This is a genomic window from Archangium sp., assembly GCF_036388035.1.
Lineage (GTDB): Bacteria > Myxococcota > Myxococcia > Myxococcales > Myxococcaceae > Archangium.
This window is the reverse complement of the sequence record NZ_DASVSO010000588.1, coordinates 1-15,369: the sequence shown is the minus strand read 5'-3', so window position 1 is coordinate 15,369 and position 15,369 is coordinate 1. Positions and strand designations below refer to the sequence as shown.

Below are 15,369 nucleotides of genomic sequence, written 5' to 3'. Positions count from 1 at the left end.
AGCAGATGGTGCGCCCGGAGCTCGCCCTGGTGGCCGAGGTGAAGGGCGAGCCGGTGGGCTTCGCGCTCACCATCCCCGACGCCAACGAGGCCCTCAAGGCCGCCAATGGCCGGCTCACCACCTTCGGCCTGCCCATCGGTCTGGCGAAGCTGCTGCTGGCCTCGCGCCGCATCCGCCGGCTGCGCCTCGTCCTGCTGGGCACCGTCGAGGGCTACCGGCGCCGCGGCCTGGACGCCATCCTCTACCTCGACACCCTGAACACCGCGCGCAAGCTGGGCTACGAGGGCGGGGAGATCTCCTGGACGCTCGAGGACAACCACCTCGTCAACCGCGCCATCGAGTCCATGGGCGGCAAGGTCTCCAAGAAGTACCGCGTCTACGAGAAGCCCCTGTAGTCCGCGGGCCTCGGGAGGGTGCGGCGAGGCACCCTCCCCGCCGCCCGCGTCACGGCGTCGCGGTGCTGTTCTTCTCGAGCTGCGCCCGCTTGGTCTTCAGCGTGGTCAGCAGCCCGTCGAAGCCCTTGTCGGCGATCAGCTTGCGGAACTGCCCCTGGTAGGTCTCCAGCAGCGACACCTCATCGGTGACGATGTCGTAGATGCGCCACTCGCCCTTCCCGTCCGCGCGGAACAGCTTGTACTCCACGGGAAGCTCGTCCTGCTGCACCTTCACGGTGGTGGCGACGCTGGCCTCGTTGCCCTCGATGGTCTCCTTGCCGTACTGCACCTGCGCCTTGCCCTGGCCGAGGGCCTTCTGGGCGTAGGAGGCGCGCAGCAGGCCCTCCATCGTGGCGGTGAAGTCCTTGCGCTGCGCGGCCGTCAGCTTGTCCCACTGCTTGCCGAGAGCCCGCTTGGACAGCTCACCAAAGTCGACGAAGCGCTCCACCACCTTGGTGAGCTGCTCCACCTTGGCGCCAGGGGCGGAGGCGACCTTCTGCACCTCGGTGTTGCTGGACTTCACCACATCGGCAGGGCCCGGCGCGGCGGTGAGCATCACGGCGGCGATCAACGAAGCAATCATGCGTGTGTGACTCCGAAACTCTAAAAGTGAAGGACGGGAGAGACGACAGTTCGCGGCCCGGAGTTATTCACGCTCCCGGGGCGACGCGCCGGTGACCCGGGCCAGTTCGGCCTGGGCAACCTGGAAGTCATGCCAGCTCTGCGCCCGGTCGGCGGACGACTGGGCGTACGCCGTGAAGGCCTCCACCACGTCCCGCGTCCCGGTGGTGCCCAGCTCGAAGGCCGCCATGGCCGCCGTGGCCCAGCGCCGCGCGTCCCGCTCCGCCTGCGTGAGCGCCTGGGCCCGGGCCAGCGCCGCCACCAGGTCCCCGTGCACCTTCGTCACCTCCAGGCGGATGGCCGCCCGGATCAGCCGCTGCTGCGCCTTGAGCTTGTCCAGCTCCGCTCGCGCCTGATCCAGCACCGCCTGCTTCACCGGGAAGTCGAACGTGGCCCGCGCCACCAGCCCCACCCCCGCCGAGCGATCGTTGTAGGGATCGAAGGCGAAGGGGTTGCGCTGCGGCGTCGCGTTCGTCGTGTAGTGGAGCGAGAGGAAGCCCGCGAGCCCGAAGTCCGGATAGAAGCTCCGCTCGCGGATGAGCACCTCCTGCTCGCGCGCGATGATGCCCGCGGCGATGCCCGCGAACTCCGGCCGCTTCTGCTCCGCCAGCGCCAGCGCCTCGTCCAGTGTCGGCGCCTTCACCTCGCCCTCGGGCGTCAGCTCCATGGCGACCACCTCCACCGGCTCCTCGGGGGAAGCGCCCGACAGCAGGCGGATGGCGGCCAGCGCGAGCTGTCGGCCCTGCTCGGCCTGGGCCCGGCGCGCGTCGAGCTGCTTGCGGAAGAAGCCGAGCTTGTACAGGTCCATCTTCGACACCTGGGGAGAGCCCTGCTTCAGCAGCTCCTGCAGCTGCGTGGCCGCGTCCTCCAGCCGCTTCGACGTCTCGTCGAGCTGCACCAGCCCCGAGCGCGCGAGCTGGTAGCCGAAGAAGGCCTGTGCCGCCTGGAAGCCCGCCTCGTCCTGCGCCCGCTCCTTCAACGCCTTGCCGATGACGGGTCCCTGCTCCGCCGCCTTCTCCAGCGCCTTGAGCTTCCCGAAGGTGTAGAGCGGCAGCACCGCGTTCGTCTCCATGAAGGCCGTCACGCCCAGCTGGCCGAACCGGAGATCTCCCTCCAGCGAGGCCCGCGTCGTCGGCGGTCCGCCCAGGCCGTCATTGCGCGCCTCGGGCACCGGGCCTCCCACGCCCACCACCGTCTCGAACTGGGGGAACCACGCCCAGCGCGCCTGGCGCAGCAGCGCTTGCAGTCGGCGCAGCTCCGCCTGGGCCTCCTCCACCCGCGCGTCCTGCTCGCGCGCGCGCTCGACGAGCCGCGGCAGCGTCAGCGGCTCCCGCTTCACCGCTCCGGGCGCGTTGGGGGGCCCCTGCTCGGGCGTCGTCTGCTCCGCGGTCTCGCCCACGCGGGGCGCCACGTCCGGGGCCTGGGGCGTGGTCTGGGGTGCCGCCCGCGAGGCCGGCGCGGGCGTCGAGGTCGCCCCGGGCGTCGGTACCGAGGGCGCGGGTGCCGGCGCTGGCGCGAGCTGCGCTCCCGCGAGTGTGGCGACGAGCACCAGCCCCACTCCCATGACTCGTTGCGACTCTCTGCGATTCACCACGCGCCTCTCCCGGAGGCCCCGCGACGTCGAGGCCATTCGCAGCGGCGCAGCATCCACTTTCGTCACGCGTCCGTCATCGGGATCGTGCATCCCGAGCGTTCGCGCCGCGACGAAGAGTCAAATGATCTGCTTGGTACCTAGACGGCGCGTGGGCAATATCCGCGACCGTCGAGTCGTTGCTTCAGAGGGCCTTTCCGCCCCAACCCGAGGAGCCATATGGCGTATACCGACCGCGTCAAGCAGATCCTCTCGTGGTACCCGTCCGACAATCCGGGCACGCTCACCAACCTGGCCCGTCTGCTCAACACCGGCACGCTCGCCGGCACCGGCAAGATGGTGATCCTCCCGGTGGATCAGGGCTTCGAGCACGGCCCGGCGCGCTCCTTCGCTCCGAACGCCGCTGGCTATGATCCGGACTATCACATCCAGCTCGCCATCGATTCGGGCTGCAACGCCTACGCGGCGCCCCTGGGCTTCCTGGAGGCCGTGGCCGGCAAGTACGCCGGAGAGATCCCGCTGATCCTCAAGGTGAACAACTCGGACGTGCTGGCCAAGCCGGACCATCCGATGTCCGCCGTCACCTCGTCGGTGCGGGACGCCGTGCGCCTGGGCTGCGCCGCCGTGGGCTACACCATCTACCCGGGCTCCGGGGCCCGCAACCCCATGTACGAGGACCTCCGGGAGATCATCGCCGAGGCCAAGGAGTACGGCCTGCCCACCATCGTGTGGGCCTACGCGCGCGGCAACCTGTCCAAGCAGGGCGAGACGGCCATCGACGTCATCTCCTACGCGGCGCAGATCAGCGCCCAGCTCGGCGCCCACGTCATCAAGGTCAAGCCGCCCTCGGACTTCCTCGAGGTGCCCGAGGCCAAGAAGGTCTACGAGCAGTACAACATCCCCACAAAAACCATGGCGGACCGGATTCGCGATGTCGTGAAATCCGCCTTCAACGGAAAGCGCATCGTCATCTTCTCGGGCGGCGAGAACAAGAAGACCGAGGACCTGCTCGAGGAGATCCGTCAGATCGCCGCGGGCGGCGGTTTCGGCTCCATCATGGGCCGCAATGCCTTCCAGCGGCCGCACGATGAGTCGGTGAAGCTGCTGAAAGATGTGATGAACATCTTCAAGAACGCCAAGTAACCCACCCACCCCGGGTGAGTCCGAGCGGCCGGTGTCATTTATGACCGGCCGCTTTTTTCATTCCCGCTGTAAAGAGAGAGGAAGAGTCAAATTTGACAGATGGGTCCATTCGGACCTCTCTCGTTGGTTCTCTCTCTAAAAGATAAGTTTTCCCCTCGGAAGGCCTTCCGGATTCGCAGAGTTAGCAATATTTCTCTCTTAAAAGGTCTTTGCCGGTATCAAAATTTTCTGCTATTAAGATTATCAGGAAGAATGCAAGATGGGGCTTGCCCGACCCCCCAGCCGCCCAGCCCCGGAGGTCCGTCATGCTGACGTTGGTCGCCGCTGTGCAGGATACGATGCCGACGCGCGGTACCTCGGGTGCCAACTACCCCGTCATGAAAGAGCGGAAGTCTCCTCAGGCCGGGAACCCGGCGGCAGAGCAGTCTGCGTCTCCCGTGGACTACATGTCCTGGGCGAAGACGGTGCAGTACCAGACGCAGGTGGTCCTCCATCAGATCCTCGAGCTCGAGGATGAGCGGCACCTGGATCCCTCGTGGAACAAGGTGCTGGAGCAGGTGCGCAGCTACAGCCTGCGTCCCTCCAAGCGCATCCGTCCGGGACTGGTGCTCGTGGGCTACGCGCTGGGGCGGGGCGACACGCGGGCGCCCTCGGGCCTGTGGCGCTTCGCCGCGGCCACCGAGTTGCTCCACACCTTCATGCTGATCCACGACGACGTGGCGGATCAGGCGGACACGCGGCGCGGGGGCCCCGCGCTCCACAAGATGCTGGGTGACGGGCACCTCGGCGAGAACCTGGCGGTCGTGATCGGCGATCACCTCTACGGCCGCTCGCTGGAAGTGATGCTGGGCTGCAACCTGCCGGACGCGGACGTGGCCACGCGCTACTTCCTCAAGGTGTGCCGCTACACCGCCGCCGGGCAGTACATGGACATCCGCCTGCCGCACCAGCCGCTGGCCGAGCTGTCCATCTACAACGCCCTGCGCGTGGCCTACCTGAAGACGGCGCTCTACGGCTTCACCGCGCCGCTCGTGTGCGGCGCCATGCTGGCCGGCGCGGATCCGGATCTCATCAACAAGCTGGAGCGCTTCGGCCGCTACGTGGGCACCGCCTATCAGCTCCGCGATGACCTGCTCGGGCTGTACGGGCAGTCCTCCGTGGTGGGCAAGCCCACGGACTCGGACCTCGCGCAGGGCAAGCGCACCTTCCCGCTGCTGGCCGCCTACCTGCGCGCCACCCCCGAGGCCCGCCAGGAGCTCGAGACGCTCTGCATCCCCGGCCCCAAGGACGAGACGATGCTGCAGCGGGCTCGCGAGCTCGTGGAGCAGAGCGGTGGCCGCGCCGCCACCGAGCGCCTCATCGAGCGCTCCACCAACGCCGCCTCGCGCATCCTCGACTCCCTGCCCGAGGCCGGTGGCCTCAAGAAGATGCTGAGCGACCTGCTGCAGATGCTGATGATCCGCGAGGCCTGAGCGCCCACGAGGGCCTGGCGCTTCGCGAGCTTCCCCCGTTCTCACTCCGCGAAGGCTTCCGCGGACCTCCCCCGCCGAGACCCGATCGTCCGGGCGTGGGGTCGAGGCGCGACCTTCCCCCTCCTCCACTCCCACCGGAAAATGAAAAAGCCCGTCAGGCGTGGACCTGACAGGCTTTCTTCATTGTGGAGCTAATCGGGATCGAACCGATGACCTCTTGAATGCCATTCAAGCGCTCTCCCAGCTGAGCTATAGCCCCACAACGTCGGTCGGCCGCCCTGGGGGAGTGGCCAACGTCGAAAGCGGCGCCCTTCTACAACTTCTTCCTGCTGGGCGCTACTCCCGAATGCGAGCCCCCAGCACTTTTTTCCTTCAGCCGCTGGGCCGTCTCCTCTCCTTCCTTGAGGAGGTCGCCGATCTCCCGGGCGTGCGCCTCGGCCTTCTTTTGAGCATGCTCGACGGCCTTGAGCAGAGGGTTGAAGCCCTCGGGCAGCTGCACCCGGCCCTTCTGCACCTGCTTGAACACCGACTCACCCAGCGCACGCAGGGCGCGATCCATCTCGCGCTGGAGGAAGTCGCTCTGCGCCTTGGCCTGGGCCAGCTCGGAGTGCTTCTCCACCTGCTGGCGCAGCTGGGTCATCTGGGACTGGGCGGTTTGGAACGCCTCCTGGATCTGACGGAGGGTCTCGGACTGCTTGGGGTCGGCTGCCACCGGGCGCAACCTCTCGGAAAGAGGACTGCTTTCCTGCGTAGCTTGCGCCCGCGGGCACTGTCAACCCCGCCTACCCCTTGCGCAGGCGGGCCGCGAAGAAACCCCCTCCGGGGACTCGGGGCGGCAGGGCCCTCAGGAAGGGGCCGTCGCACAGCACCGCCGCTCGCTCGGCACCGAAGACGGCGGCCAGGGGCTCCACCGTGAAGCCGGGCACCTTGGCGAGGAAGTCCCGCACCACCGCGTCGTTCTCCTCGGGCAGCAGCGAGCACGTGGCGTACACCATCAGCGCCCCGGGCTTCACCTGCCCCGCCAGCTCCTCCAGCAGGCCGAGCTGCGTGGTGTGGAACTCCTCCACCGCCTTCGCGGTGAGCTTCCACTTCTGATCCGGCTCCCGCGCCAGTGAGCCCGTCCCGCTGCACGGCGCGTCCACCAGCACCACGTCCGCCTGCTCCAGCGGCAGTGGATGCGGGAAGGCCACGTGCCGCAGGGAGAGCTCTCGCGCCCGCTCGCGCGCCTGGGCCAACCGCCGACGCGAGCGATCTCCCGCCAGCACCCGGCCCCCCTTCCCCACCTCGTCCGCCAGCGCGAGCGTCTTGCCGCCCGCGCCCGCGCACACGTCCGCCACCGTCCGCCCCGACAGCGAGCCCTCCAGCGGCCGACACGCCTCGACGATGAGCTGGCTGCCCACGTCCTGCACCTGCAGCCGGCCCTCCTTCATCACCCGCGTCTCGAAGACGCGGTGACTCGCATCGGCGATGCGGATGGCGTCCAGGGCCATGGCCACCGGCTCGGCGAGGACACCCTCCTCGGTCAGCCGCGCCAGCACCTCGTCCCGGGTCCCCGAGGGACGGGCGCGGAAGTGCAGCGTGGGATCCTCGTCCAGCGCCGCCAGCATCGCCTCCAGCACCGGCTCCGGGTGCAGCTCGGCCAGTCGCAGCACGAGCCAGTTGGGGAACGAGTAGCGCGTCGCCAGGCGCTCGGGGACCGAGTCGGGCACCGACGGCTCCGGCAGCGGAGCGTCCGCCATCTGGATCAGCAGATCATCCTTGATGGTGCGCGGGCGCACCGGGCCGGGGAGCTTCACCTCGGGGCCAATGCGCGCCCACGCCGCCCCGCAGAAGAGCCGGCGCCAGAGGACGTAGCGCACCAGCGTCAGGTCCTCCAGCAGGCCAATCTTGCCCGGAGGGTGACCCAGCGTGCGCGAGGCGAGGTCCAACAGCCGCTGGTGCCGGGACATCTCCCGCACCGCCAGGGCCGTGAAGCGCCGCTCCTGGCCGCCCAGGCCCTCCGCTTCCTTCAGGGCATTGGCCAGCGCCAGCTTGAGGGGATCTCCCTTCAGGATGGCGAGGTGCGCCTCGATGGCCGCGGTCGCCGCGCGTCGCGACGGGCGCCCCAGGTGCTCCGCGTCCAGGAATGTCGTCGGCCAGAGAGTGCTCACGCTTGACCGGGCCGCACGGGCCCCGCGACCCAGACGGCCAGACACCCCTCCTGGCTCTTCGCCTCACGAGGTCCCGCCGCCAGAAAGAGGTATTGCTGACCTGCCCGCCGCTCGCCGTCCACCTCGAGATCTCCTTCCAGGAGCATCACCGCCACCGGCTCGCGCTGCACCTTCCAGGAGAAGGTCGAGCCAGGAGCCATCCGCAACCACGCGTGCTGGCCGGGCTGCCGCTCGAGCATCCGGACGCCTCCGGCGAGCTCCGTCCAGCCCTCCGCGGTGGCCGGCGGACACGACTCCCGCGCCAGCTTCCCCACCGCGTCGCGCACGCTCTTGAAGGACGTCACCAGCCCCAGCACGTCGTCGATCTGGAAGGGCTTGGCCAGCACCGCGTCGGGCTCGAAGGGCCGCAGGGCCCGGACCACCTCTTCGGCGGCGGCCGCGCTGACGATGGCCACCGGCTGGAGCCGACCCCGGGCCGCCTCCAGGATGCGCCGTCCCCCGTCCGCGTTCTCGCCAATGCGCAGGTCGGAGATGACCAGGTCGAACAGCCCCTCACGCAGAGCCGCCAGGGCCTGGGGCACGCTGCCGGCCTCCCGCACCTCCGCCAGCTCCGAGATGAGCTCACTCATCCCCTCGCGCAGACTGGCGTCGTCCTCCACCAGCAGGACCTTCATCGGGGCCTCCCACCCGCACGCGGGGGTCTCACAGCGCTGGGGAGTGCCCCTCCTTCCAGTCAGGCGAGAACTCCCGGGATTGGCCCTCCCCGGACTCGAACCGGGACGCGGGGTCAGCCGCAGCGGATTTTGAGTCCGCCTCGTCTACCAATTTCGACAGAGGGCCCCTTGGGGTTGGAACAGGCGAACGTATAGCGCGATGTCCGCTCGGACGCATCCATTGATTGCAGACCCTCTCGCTGATGGCTAAACGGGCGCCATGTACAACCTTCTCATCGCCCTGGGTGTGGGTGTCGCCATTACCTTGGCAGTCAAACTTTTTGGCTTCTCCATCTGGGCCGGCATCATCCCGGGCACCATTGCCTTCGCGGCCACCTACTTTGTGCTCGCCCGGCGCATCGGCACCCTGCTCCAGGGCTTGATGACTTCCGTACAGAAGGAGCTGCAGGGGCAGCCCACCAGCCAGAAGGAAGCCACGGCGCGCGTGGAGCGGGCCATCAAGATGCTCGAGGGCGGGCTCGTCTACGAGAAGTGGCAGTTCCTCGTGGGCCCGGAGATCCACTCGCAGATCGGCATGCTCAAGTACATGTCCAAGGACCTGGACGGGGCCGATCGCCACTTCTCCAAGGCCAGCCCGCGCAACTACATGGCCAAGGCGATGCAGGGCGCCCTGTACTACCAGCGCAAGGACTTCCCGAAGATGAAGTCCGCCTTCGAGCTCGCCGTGTCGAGCGGCAAGAAGGAGCCCCTCGTCTGGGCCGTCTACGCCTGGTGCCTCATGCAGAACAAGGAGAAGGACGAGGCCCTCCGGGTGCTCGGCCGCGGCGTGGAGGCCAACCCCTCCGACGAGAAGCTGAAGAACAGCCTCAGCGCCCTCCAGAATGACAAGAAGCTGAAGATGAAGCCCTACGAGCCCATGTGGTGGCAGTTCGGCCTCGAGGCGCCTCCGCCCCAGATGCTCGGCGGTGGCGGCGGTGGCCGCCGGGTTCAGTTCAACCCTCGACGCTGATCCACGCCTCCCGGGAATTCCTACTGGTGGGATACCTGGGAACGCTGCAACTCTTGCCTTGTCGGAGGCACCTCCTCCACCGAAGGCGACCGCAAGTCCCTGGAATCACTCCCGCCCCTCCCGGTTGTACCTGGGCACGCCCCTTGCTCTAGGGGATGCCTCGCCACCGGGAGAGCCGGCCCGGGGTGATGAGAGACATCGGACTTGGCGGCCGGGGGTCTCGGGTGAAGGAGGAGGAGGACGTGGGGTGCTCGCCGTGGGTGGTGGCGGCGGATGGGCGTGAGGGGCAGCCCTCCGGGCGTGGCACTCGAGACTTTCGGCCGGCCATTACACGGCAGGCGCAGGAAGTGGAGCGGAGTATGGAACGCGACCGCCGCGGGGAGAGGGCCGTGATCCTGGTCGTGGAGGATGACCCAGGGACGCGGGACAGCCTGGTGGAGTTGCTCTCCGCCCGATTCGACGTCCTCGGGGCGGGCGATGGCCACTCGGGCCTGGTGCTCGCCCGGGAGCGACGCCCGGACCTCATCCTGCTGGACAGGTTCCTGGATCAGGAAGACGGGATGGCGGTGCTCGAGGCCCTGCAGGAAGAAGAGGTGACCGAGTCCGTCCCGGTCATCTTCCTCACCGGCGACACCGACGAGGCCACGCTGGAGAAGTGTCTGGAGAAGGGCGCGGTGGACTTCGTCCACAAGCCGGCCAACCCCCGCGAGTTGATGGCCCGCATCGACCGGGCCCTGCGCCAGGCCGAGCAGCAGCAGCGGCTCCAGGTGCTCGCGCAGACGGACGCGCTCACCGGACTGGCCAACTTCCGAGCGCTCTCCATGCGACTGGACGAGGAGTTCAAGCGCGCCAACCGCTACCAGTATCCGCTGTCGGTGGTGATCATCGACCTGGACCACCTCAAGGCCATCAACGATGGCATGGGACACGACGTGGGCAACCGGGCGATCCTCGCGCTGGCCAGTCACCTGCGCACCAACCTGCGCGAGGTGGACTTCGCGGCGCGCTTCGGCGGCGATGAGTTCGTCGCGCTGCTGCCGCATCAGACGGCCGTCGAGGCCGCCGTGTTCGCCGAGCGCATCCGCGCCGGGCTGCGCACCGTGAAGGTGACGCGCAGCGATGGGCGGCCCGCCCCCTTTGGATTGAGCGTGAGCGTGGGGATCGCCGATCACTCGGTGGCCCACCCCCGCGAGAGCACGGAGGTGCTGATGAGCGCCGCCGATGCCGCGCTCTACGAGGCCAAGCGCGAGGGGCGAGATCGCGTCGTGGTGTACGGGGCGTCGGAGATGCCTCCCCCCAAGGTTCAGCGGCACTGACAACCCACACAACCCCGAGACAACCGATGGACGGCGGAGCGAGGGCGCGGATGAACGGCAGCAGGCTGGCGAACGGTTCGAGGGTGGCCATCATCGGAGGCGGCATCGCCGGAGCGGGGCTGGCCGCCTCGCTGCTCTTCAATGGCCGGGCCCGCGGCAGTGCGCTGGACGTGCGCGTGTACGAGAGCGGCGAGCCGGGCACCATCGCGCCCCCCGCCATCCTCACGCCCGAGTGTCGCTCGCGGCTGGCCGCGCTCGGCTGCCGGGTGCCTCCCGAGTGGCGGGCGCACGAGCTGCGAGGGGTGGAGATCCTCGCCCAGGGCAACCGCGAGGTGCTGACGTCCACGCCGGGCGGCCTGTGGGTGGTGGACGGGTGGCCGCAGGGCCAGGGGGGGCTGGCGCTGGTGCGCGAGGTGCTCGCGGGCGCGGCCACCTCCCAGGGCGCGCGCTTCATTCCCCGTCGGGTGGAGCGGGTGGAGAACCAGCCGCCGGCTCCGGATGCGCCCGCCGCCGTGCGCAAGAGCGGCCCGCTCGTGGTGCGGGCCCAGGGCAGCGGCGAGCGCTTCCACGCGGTGGCGTTGGCCACGGGCGCCGGGCCCTCGTTGGGGGACGCCTTCTTCCCGGGCTTCAGTCCCGCTCCCACCATCGCCGCGGTGCAGGCCCGGCTGCGGCACGCGACCCCCCGGCTCTCCGTGGCCCCGCTCGCGCGGCTGTGGATCGCCCCCATGCCCTCGGTGGACGGGCTGCTGCTCATCCCCGGGGCGCACTCGGTATACGCGCTCGCCTTCGGGGCCGCGGTGACTCCGGCGGACCTGTGCCAGGTGCTGATGATGGCCGCCCGCGACGGGCTGGTGGAGGAAGGCTTCGAGCTGGCCGCCCTGGAGACGACGCGGCTGCCCTACGGTCCGGGCCGCACGCTGGTGGCCCCCGGGCAGCTCACGGTGGGCGCGGCGGCGTTCGGCCACCCGCTGCAGCTCGGGCTCTCCGAGACGCTCGCCTCGTGCAGCCGCGCGGCGGTGGCCCTGCTGGACGCGGGCCTGGAGGCTCCGGCCCTGGAGCGCCGCTACGTGCGCGAGGGCCTCTCCGAGCTGCTCGAGGACGCGACGGCGGGGGCTCGCTCCATCTCGTGGCTGCGTCGGGCGGGACGCCGGGCGCCCCAGGCCTTCCTGACGGCGCGCAACCGCGGCTCGGGCGGCATGGGCGGCGGCGGCGTGCTGGGCCTCTCCACCCCCTCCCCTCTCGCCCTGCTGAGCACGGCCCGGTGGGCGGGCATCCGCGAGACCATGGCCTCCTGGGTGCGGACCACGGTGGAGCCGCTGCCCACGACGATTCCCACGCTGGAGCCGGACCTCTACTACATCGTGGACGACGACCCGGATCAGCGCGAGGCGATGACGCAGCTCCTGGAGTCCACGGGCGCCCGCGTGGTGGCCTTCGCGGACGAGCTGGCCCTGTTCTGCGCCGTGGCGCGTCGGCCGCCCACCGCCATCCTCCTGGACGTGGTGCTGCACTGGGTGGACGGCCTGCGGCTGTGCGAGGGCCTCAAGCAGCACCCGCTCACGCGCGATACCCGGGTGGTGGTGATGAGCGGGCTCAACCGGCCGCACGTGCGCCAGCGCGCGCTCGACGCGGGCGCCGAGGCCTTCCTGCCCAAGCCCGTGGACCCCGAGCGACTCCTGCGTCAGCTCATGGGCCAGCTCCCGGACAGCCTGTCGGCCTCGCAGCACCGCTCCGCCGCCGAGGACGTCTCCGACGAGACGGGGCGCTACGCCTCCTGAGTCCTACAGGCCGTCATACGGGGGCTCCACGAAGACGGCCCCCGCCTCCTTGCGGAACCACGTGAGCTGCCGCTTGGCGTAGCGACGCGTCTCCTGCGCCGCCTGCTGGATGGCCTCCTCCACCGAGAGCCGCCCGTCCACCACCGCCTTCGCCTGCACGTAGCCCACGCTGCGCATGGGCGCCGCCTCCGCGTAGCCTCGGGCGATCAGCTCCCGCACCTCGTCCACCAGCCCGCGCTGGAACATGGCCGCCGTGCGCGCGTCGATGGTGCCGTACAGCGCCTCGCGCGGCGGCGAGAGCACGTACATCCGGAAGGGATAGCGGCTCGCGGCGAAGGCATGCTCCCGGCGGAACTCGGAGGCGGGTTTCCCCGTCTGCTTGTGGATCTCCAGCGCGCGAATGGTGCGCACCAGATCCTGGGGCGGCAGCTTCGCGGCCGTCTCCGGGTCCACCTCGGCGAGCTTGCGGTGCACGGCCTCGCGACCCTCGGCGGCGGCGAGCGCCTCCAGCTCGGCGCGCAGCTCGGGGTCCGCGCCCGGAGCCTCCACCAAGCCGTGCAGCAGGATGCGGAGGTACATCCCCGTCCCGCCCACCACGAAGACGGGCTTGCCTCGCGAGGAGATCTCCTCGATCGCCGCGTCGGCCCGGCGCTGGTACTCGGCGGCGGAGAAGGGCTCGAGCGGCTCCACCACGGAGATGAGGTGGTGCGGCACGGCGGCCAGCTCCTCCGCCGAGGGCTTCGCCGTGCCGATGTCGAAATACCGGTACACCTGCTGCGAATCCGCGCTGACGATCTCCCCACCCTGCCGGCGCGCGAGCTCGATGGCGATCGCGGTCTTTCCGGACGCGGTGGGTCCAGCGATGACGGTGAGGAAGGGCTTCATCGACGCTCCAGTGACGCTCGTACCACGATCCCGCCCGGCCTCGCTCCCGGGCGAGTCCCAGCAAGGAACGTGAGCGCACCTGACGTCCGGGGCGGGAGAAACATCCAGCAGAGAACGCTCGCGTCGCTCCGCCCTCCAGGAGGAGGTGCCCTGTCCGGTACGGCACTTCCCAGATCCGCTCCCGCGCCCCACCTTCTTCTCCCCACCTCAGGAGGGCGAATGATCGGCACACGCCTGTCGGAGCCTCAGGATGCCCTCCCGCCGCTTCGGGCGTACCGGCGCGAGCGAGCACCGGACCCGAACACCCTGCTCCCGGTGTCCGAGGACATCCGCCGCCAGCTCGAAGGGGGCATCGAGACCCTGGAGGCGGCGCACACGCGCTACGTCCTCCTGGAGAAGGCCCTGCAGCAGAAGCAGTGGCAGGAAGAGGTGCTGGCGCGGCTGGAGCTCCTGACAAAGCAGGTCCGCCAGGAGCCCGATCTGGTGGAGGCGCTGGCCCGTATCCGCCAGCGGCGCCAGGTGGAGGGCTGGCCCGCCATGGAGCCCGCCCTCGTGCTCGCTCGAAAGGTGGAGAAGCTCCGGAGCCGACTGGACGCGCTCATGCGCGAGCGCCTCGGCGGACCGACGACCCGGGAGCCCTTCGCGGAGAAGCTCGCCCGGCTCCACCAGGTGCTGGCCCAGACGGTGGCCCCCCCTGTGTCCTCCGAGGAGCGGGTGCTGCACCACGGCGTCTTCGATGCGAGCACTCCGCTCCCGATGCAGCCGCTCCTGCGGGTGCTCGGCTACGTCGTCCTCATTCCCCTCAGCCTGGGCCTGAACTTCGTCATCCTCTTCAATGCGAGCATCCGCATCAGGGTCTTCGAGAACTTCTTCGGCTTCATGTTCTTGGCGACGTGCGTGCTGATGCTCGGGCGCTACCTCTCGCGCTGGTTCCTCGCCTGCCTCTGGGAGCTGTACCAGCGCCGCCGTTCCGGGCGGTTCTGGCTCACCGGAAAGCGCCTGGTGTGGCAGCCCACGGGGAAGGATCCCCTCCACATTCCCCTCCACGCCATTCTCCCCGGCGGCGTCCGTCTCCGCTCGGCCGGGAGCGTGCGGGTGCGGTTGGTGGATGGGCGCACCTTCCGCCTCGACTTCCTCCAGGGCGCGGAGCGGCTCGTCTCCTTGCTGGAGCAGCACCTCCCGGCCTCTCGCCCTGAAGCGTCGTAGGAGCCAGGGCCGCGCCCTACCGCGTCCCCCGTTCCAGCGCCGCGCGCACCACGTCCGCGGCGGAGGCATCGCGCGCGAAGACGAGCCGGGCCGTCTCCACCTCCGCCAGCAGGCGGCTCGCCGTGCCCATCAGGTGGCGCCTTCCGGCGGCGGAGGCCTCGGGCAGCAGCGCGTTGAGCAGCAGCACCCGGGCCACCTCCCCCGCCCCCACGGGCTCCCAGCGCGAGGCCGTGTCCCAGCCCAGCAGGCCCACCGCGCGCAGCGAGGCCTCGCGGGGAAGGCCCACGTTCCACGGCGTCCCGGCGGCGCGCCAGCCTTCTGCCTCGGGCCACACCGCCACCAGCTCGTCGGTCAGCACCGTGCCGCCGGACCTCGCCCACAGCCCGGCCAGGGTGCTCTTCCCCGCCCCGGACGGGCCCGTCCACAACGCGGCGCGGCCGAGGTGCTCCACCGCCACCCCGTGCACCAGCAGGCCCCCGCGCCGCGCCAGCTCGCCCGCGAGCATCACCTTCAACACCGTGTCCACGGGGAAGCGGCCCTCGCCCGTCACGGTGGCGCTCCGGCCCTCGGGAGCGATGTCCGCGACGTAGTCCTCCCCCTCCACCCGCAGGCCCCCGCCGGGGACGGGGCGCGTCTCGGGCAGGGAGCGCACGTCGGGGGACGGACGGGAGACCGCCGGACGCAGCACCCGGACGTGCGCCCGCGCCGGCTCGTCGGTGCGGAACGCCGAGCACGCCCGGACGAGCAGCTCCTCCAGCGCCACGTCCTCGGACTCCAGGGACACCGTCCAGCCCGCCAGCGACAGCGTCACCACGGACGGCGGCTCCTCCTCACGGCATGTCCTCGCACGAGCCGGGGATGTCGCAACCGAAGTCGCCCTTGAAGGTGGACACCTGCGCGAGCGCGACGAAGGGCTGCTCCCAGAGCACCGCGGGGGGCTCGTAGACACGCGCACGCGAGGCCCCGGCCGGCGCGGGCGAGGCCGGCGCGGGCGGAGCTCCCTCGGGAGGTGTCTTGGGATCGCGCGTCATCGAGGGCTCAGGGGAACGGAACCGTGAAGGCGCAGATGCGGCCATCCTGCGTCCCCACG

The 15,369-nt window shown here is 70.2% G+C and carries 14 protein-coding genes, 2 tRNA genes and 1 pseudogene; 7 read left to right on the top strand and 10 right to left on the bottom strand.

The annotated features are described in order from the left end of the window. Window positions 1–395, top strand: a pseudogene (locus VF697_RS24065) (N-acetyltransferase); the annotation flags it as partial. Between the two features lie 49 nt (window positions 396–444). Here the strand turns inward: VF697_RS24065 and VF697_RS24060 are convergent. Together VF697_RS24060 and VF697_RS24055 are read right to left on the bottom strand one after the other, a co-directional pair. Continuing rightward, window positions 445–1,017, bottom strand: coding sequence for an ABC transporter substrate-binding protein (locus VF697_RS24060; RefSeq protein WP_331098811.1), 573 nt, complete (start codon window positions 1,015–1,017; stop codon window positions 445–447). A gap of 63 nt (window positions 1,018–1,080) precedes the next feature. After that, window positions 1,081–2,646 (bottom strand): TolC family protein, encoded by a 1,566-nt coding sequence (locus tag VF697_RS24055; RefSeq protein ID WP_414641336.1) that lies wholly within the window; start codon window positions 2,644–2,646, stop codon window positions 1,081–1,083. Between the two features lie 219 nt (window positions 2,647–2,865). Here VF697_RS24055 and VF697_RS24050 point away from each other — a divergent pair, with 219 nt between their 5' ends. After that, window positions 2,866–3,789, top strand: a complete 924-nt coding sequence (locus VF697_RS24050; protein ID WP_331098809.1) for a class I fructose-bisphosphate aldolase — start codon at window positions 2,866–2,868, stop codon at window positions 3,787–3,789. Window positions 3,790–4,235: 446 nt separating this feature from the next. Beyond that, on the top strand, window positions 4,236–5,261 hold the full coding sequence (locus tag VF697_RS24045; protein ID WP_331098813.1) for a polyprenyl synthetase family protein: 1,026 nt from the start codon (window positions 4,236–4,238) through the stop codon (window positions 5,259–5,261). 186 nt (window positions 5,262–5,447) lie between these two features. Here VF697_RS24045 and VF697_RS24040 read toward each other — a convergent pair. The 5 genes from VF697_RS24040 to VF697_RS24020 all read right to left on the bottom strand — a co-directional run bounded on the left by VF697_RS24040 (window position 5,448) and on the right by VF697_RS24020 (window position 8,251). Beyond that, window positions 5,448–5,520: transfer RNA gene (locus VF697_RS24040), tRNA-Ala, on the bottom strand. A 54-nt stretch (window positions 5,521–5,574) separates the two neighbouring features. Continuing rightward, window positions 5,575–5,973 carry a hypothetical protein gene (locus VF697_RS24035; protein ID WP_331098807.1) on the bottom strand — a complete coding sequence of 133 codons (399 nt, stop codon included), beginning with the start codon at window positions 5,971–5,973 and terminating at the stop codon, window positions 5,575–5,577. A gap of 70 nt (window positions 5,974–6,043) precedes the next feature. Then, on the bottom strand, window positions 6,044–7,411 hold the full coding sequence (locus tag VF697_RS24030) for an RsmB/NOP family class I SAM-dependent RNA methyltransferase (RefSeq protein WP_331098805.1): 1,368 nt from the start codon (window positions 7,409–7,411) through the stop codon (window positions 6,044–6,046). Then, a complete protein-coding gene (locus VF697_RS24025; protein WP_331098803.1) occupies window positions 7,408–8,085 on the bottom strand; it encodes a response regulator in 678 nt (225 codons plus the stop codon). Before VF697_RS24025 ends, VF697_RS24030 begins: the two co-directional genes overlap by 4 nt. A gap of 80 nt (window positions 8,086–8,165) precedes the next feature. Next, window positions 8,166–8,251 (bottom strand) — tRNA-Leu (locus VF697_RS24020). A 93-nt stretch (window positions 8,252–8,344) separates the two neighbouring features. On the opposite strand from VF697_RS24020, the gene VF697_RS24015 reads away from it, so the two are divergent. The 3 genes from VF697_RS24015 (at window position 8,345) to VF697_RS24005 (ending at window position 12,188) form a co-directional block, all read left to right on the top strand. Beyond that, the gene (locus tag VF697_RS24015; RefSeq protein ID WP_331098801.1) at window positions 8,345–9,094 is read left to right on the top strand and encodes a tetratricopeptide repeat protein; all 750 of its coding nucleotides are present in this window, start codon (window positions 8,345–8,347) and stop codon (window positions 9,092–9,094) included. Window positions 9,095–9,453: 359 nt separating this feature from the next. Then, window positions 9,454–10,410 (top strand): diguanylate cyclase, encoded by a 957-nt coding sequence (locus VF697_RS24010; RefSeq protein ID WP_331098799.1) that lies wholly within the window; start codon window positions 9,454–9,456, stop codon window positions 10,408–10,410. 50 nt (window positions 10,411–10,460) lie between these two features. Further along, window positions 10,461–12,188 (top strand): response regulator, encoded by a 1,728-nt coding sequence (locus VF697_RS24005; protein ID WP_331098797.1) that lies wholly within the window; start codon window positions 10,461–10,463, stop codon window positions 12,186–12,188. A gap of 3 nt (window positions 12,189–12,191) precedes the next feature. Here VF697_RS24005 and miaA read toward each other — a convergent pair whose 3' ends face one another. After that, a complete protein-coding gene (gene miaA, locus VF697_RS24000; protein WP_331098795.1) occupies window positions 12,192–13,073 on the bottom strand; it encodes a tRNA (adenosine(37)-N6)-dimethylallyltransferase MiaA in 882 nt (293 codons plus the stop codon). Between the two features lie 219 nt (window positions 13,074–13,292). Between miaA and VF697_RS23995 the strand changes: the two genes are divergently transcribed. Then, window positions 13,293–14,279, top strand: coding sequence for a hypothetical protein (locus tag VF697_RS23995; protein ID WP_331098794.1), 987 nt, complete (start codon window positions 13,293–13,295; stop codon window positions 14,277–14,279). A gap of 16 nt (window positions 14,280–14,295) precedes the next feature. Here VF697_RS23995 and VF697_RS23990 read toward each other — a convergent pair whose 3' ends face one another. Together VF697_RS23990 and VF697_RS23985 are read right to left on the bottom strand one after the other, a co-directional pair. Next, window positions 14,296–15,093, bottom strand: coding sequence for a hypothetical protein (locus VF697_RS23990; RefSeq protein WP_331098792.1), 798 nt, complete (start codon window positions 15,091–15,093; stop codon window positions 14,296–14,298). A gap of 16 nt (window positions 15,094–15,109) precedes the next feature. Beyond that, complete coding sequence (locus VF697_RS23985) at window positions 15,110–15,310, bottom strand: hypothetical protein (RefSeq protein WP_331098790.1); 201 nt, start codon at window positions 15,308–15,310, stop codon at window positions 15,110–15,112. Between the last annotated feature and the right edge of the window lie 59 nt (window positions 15,311–15,369).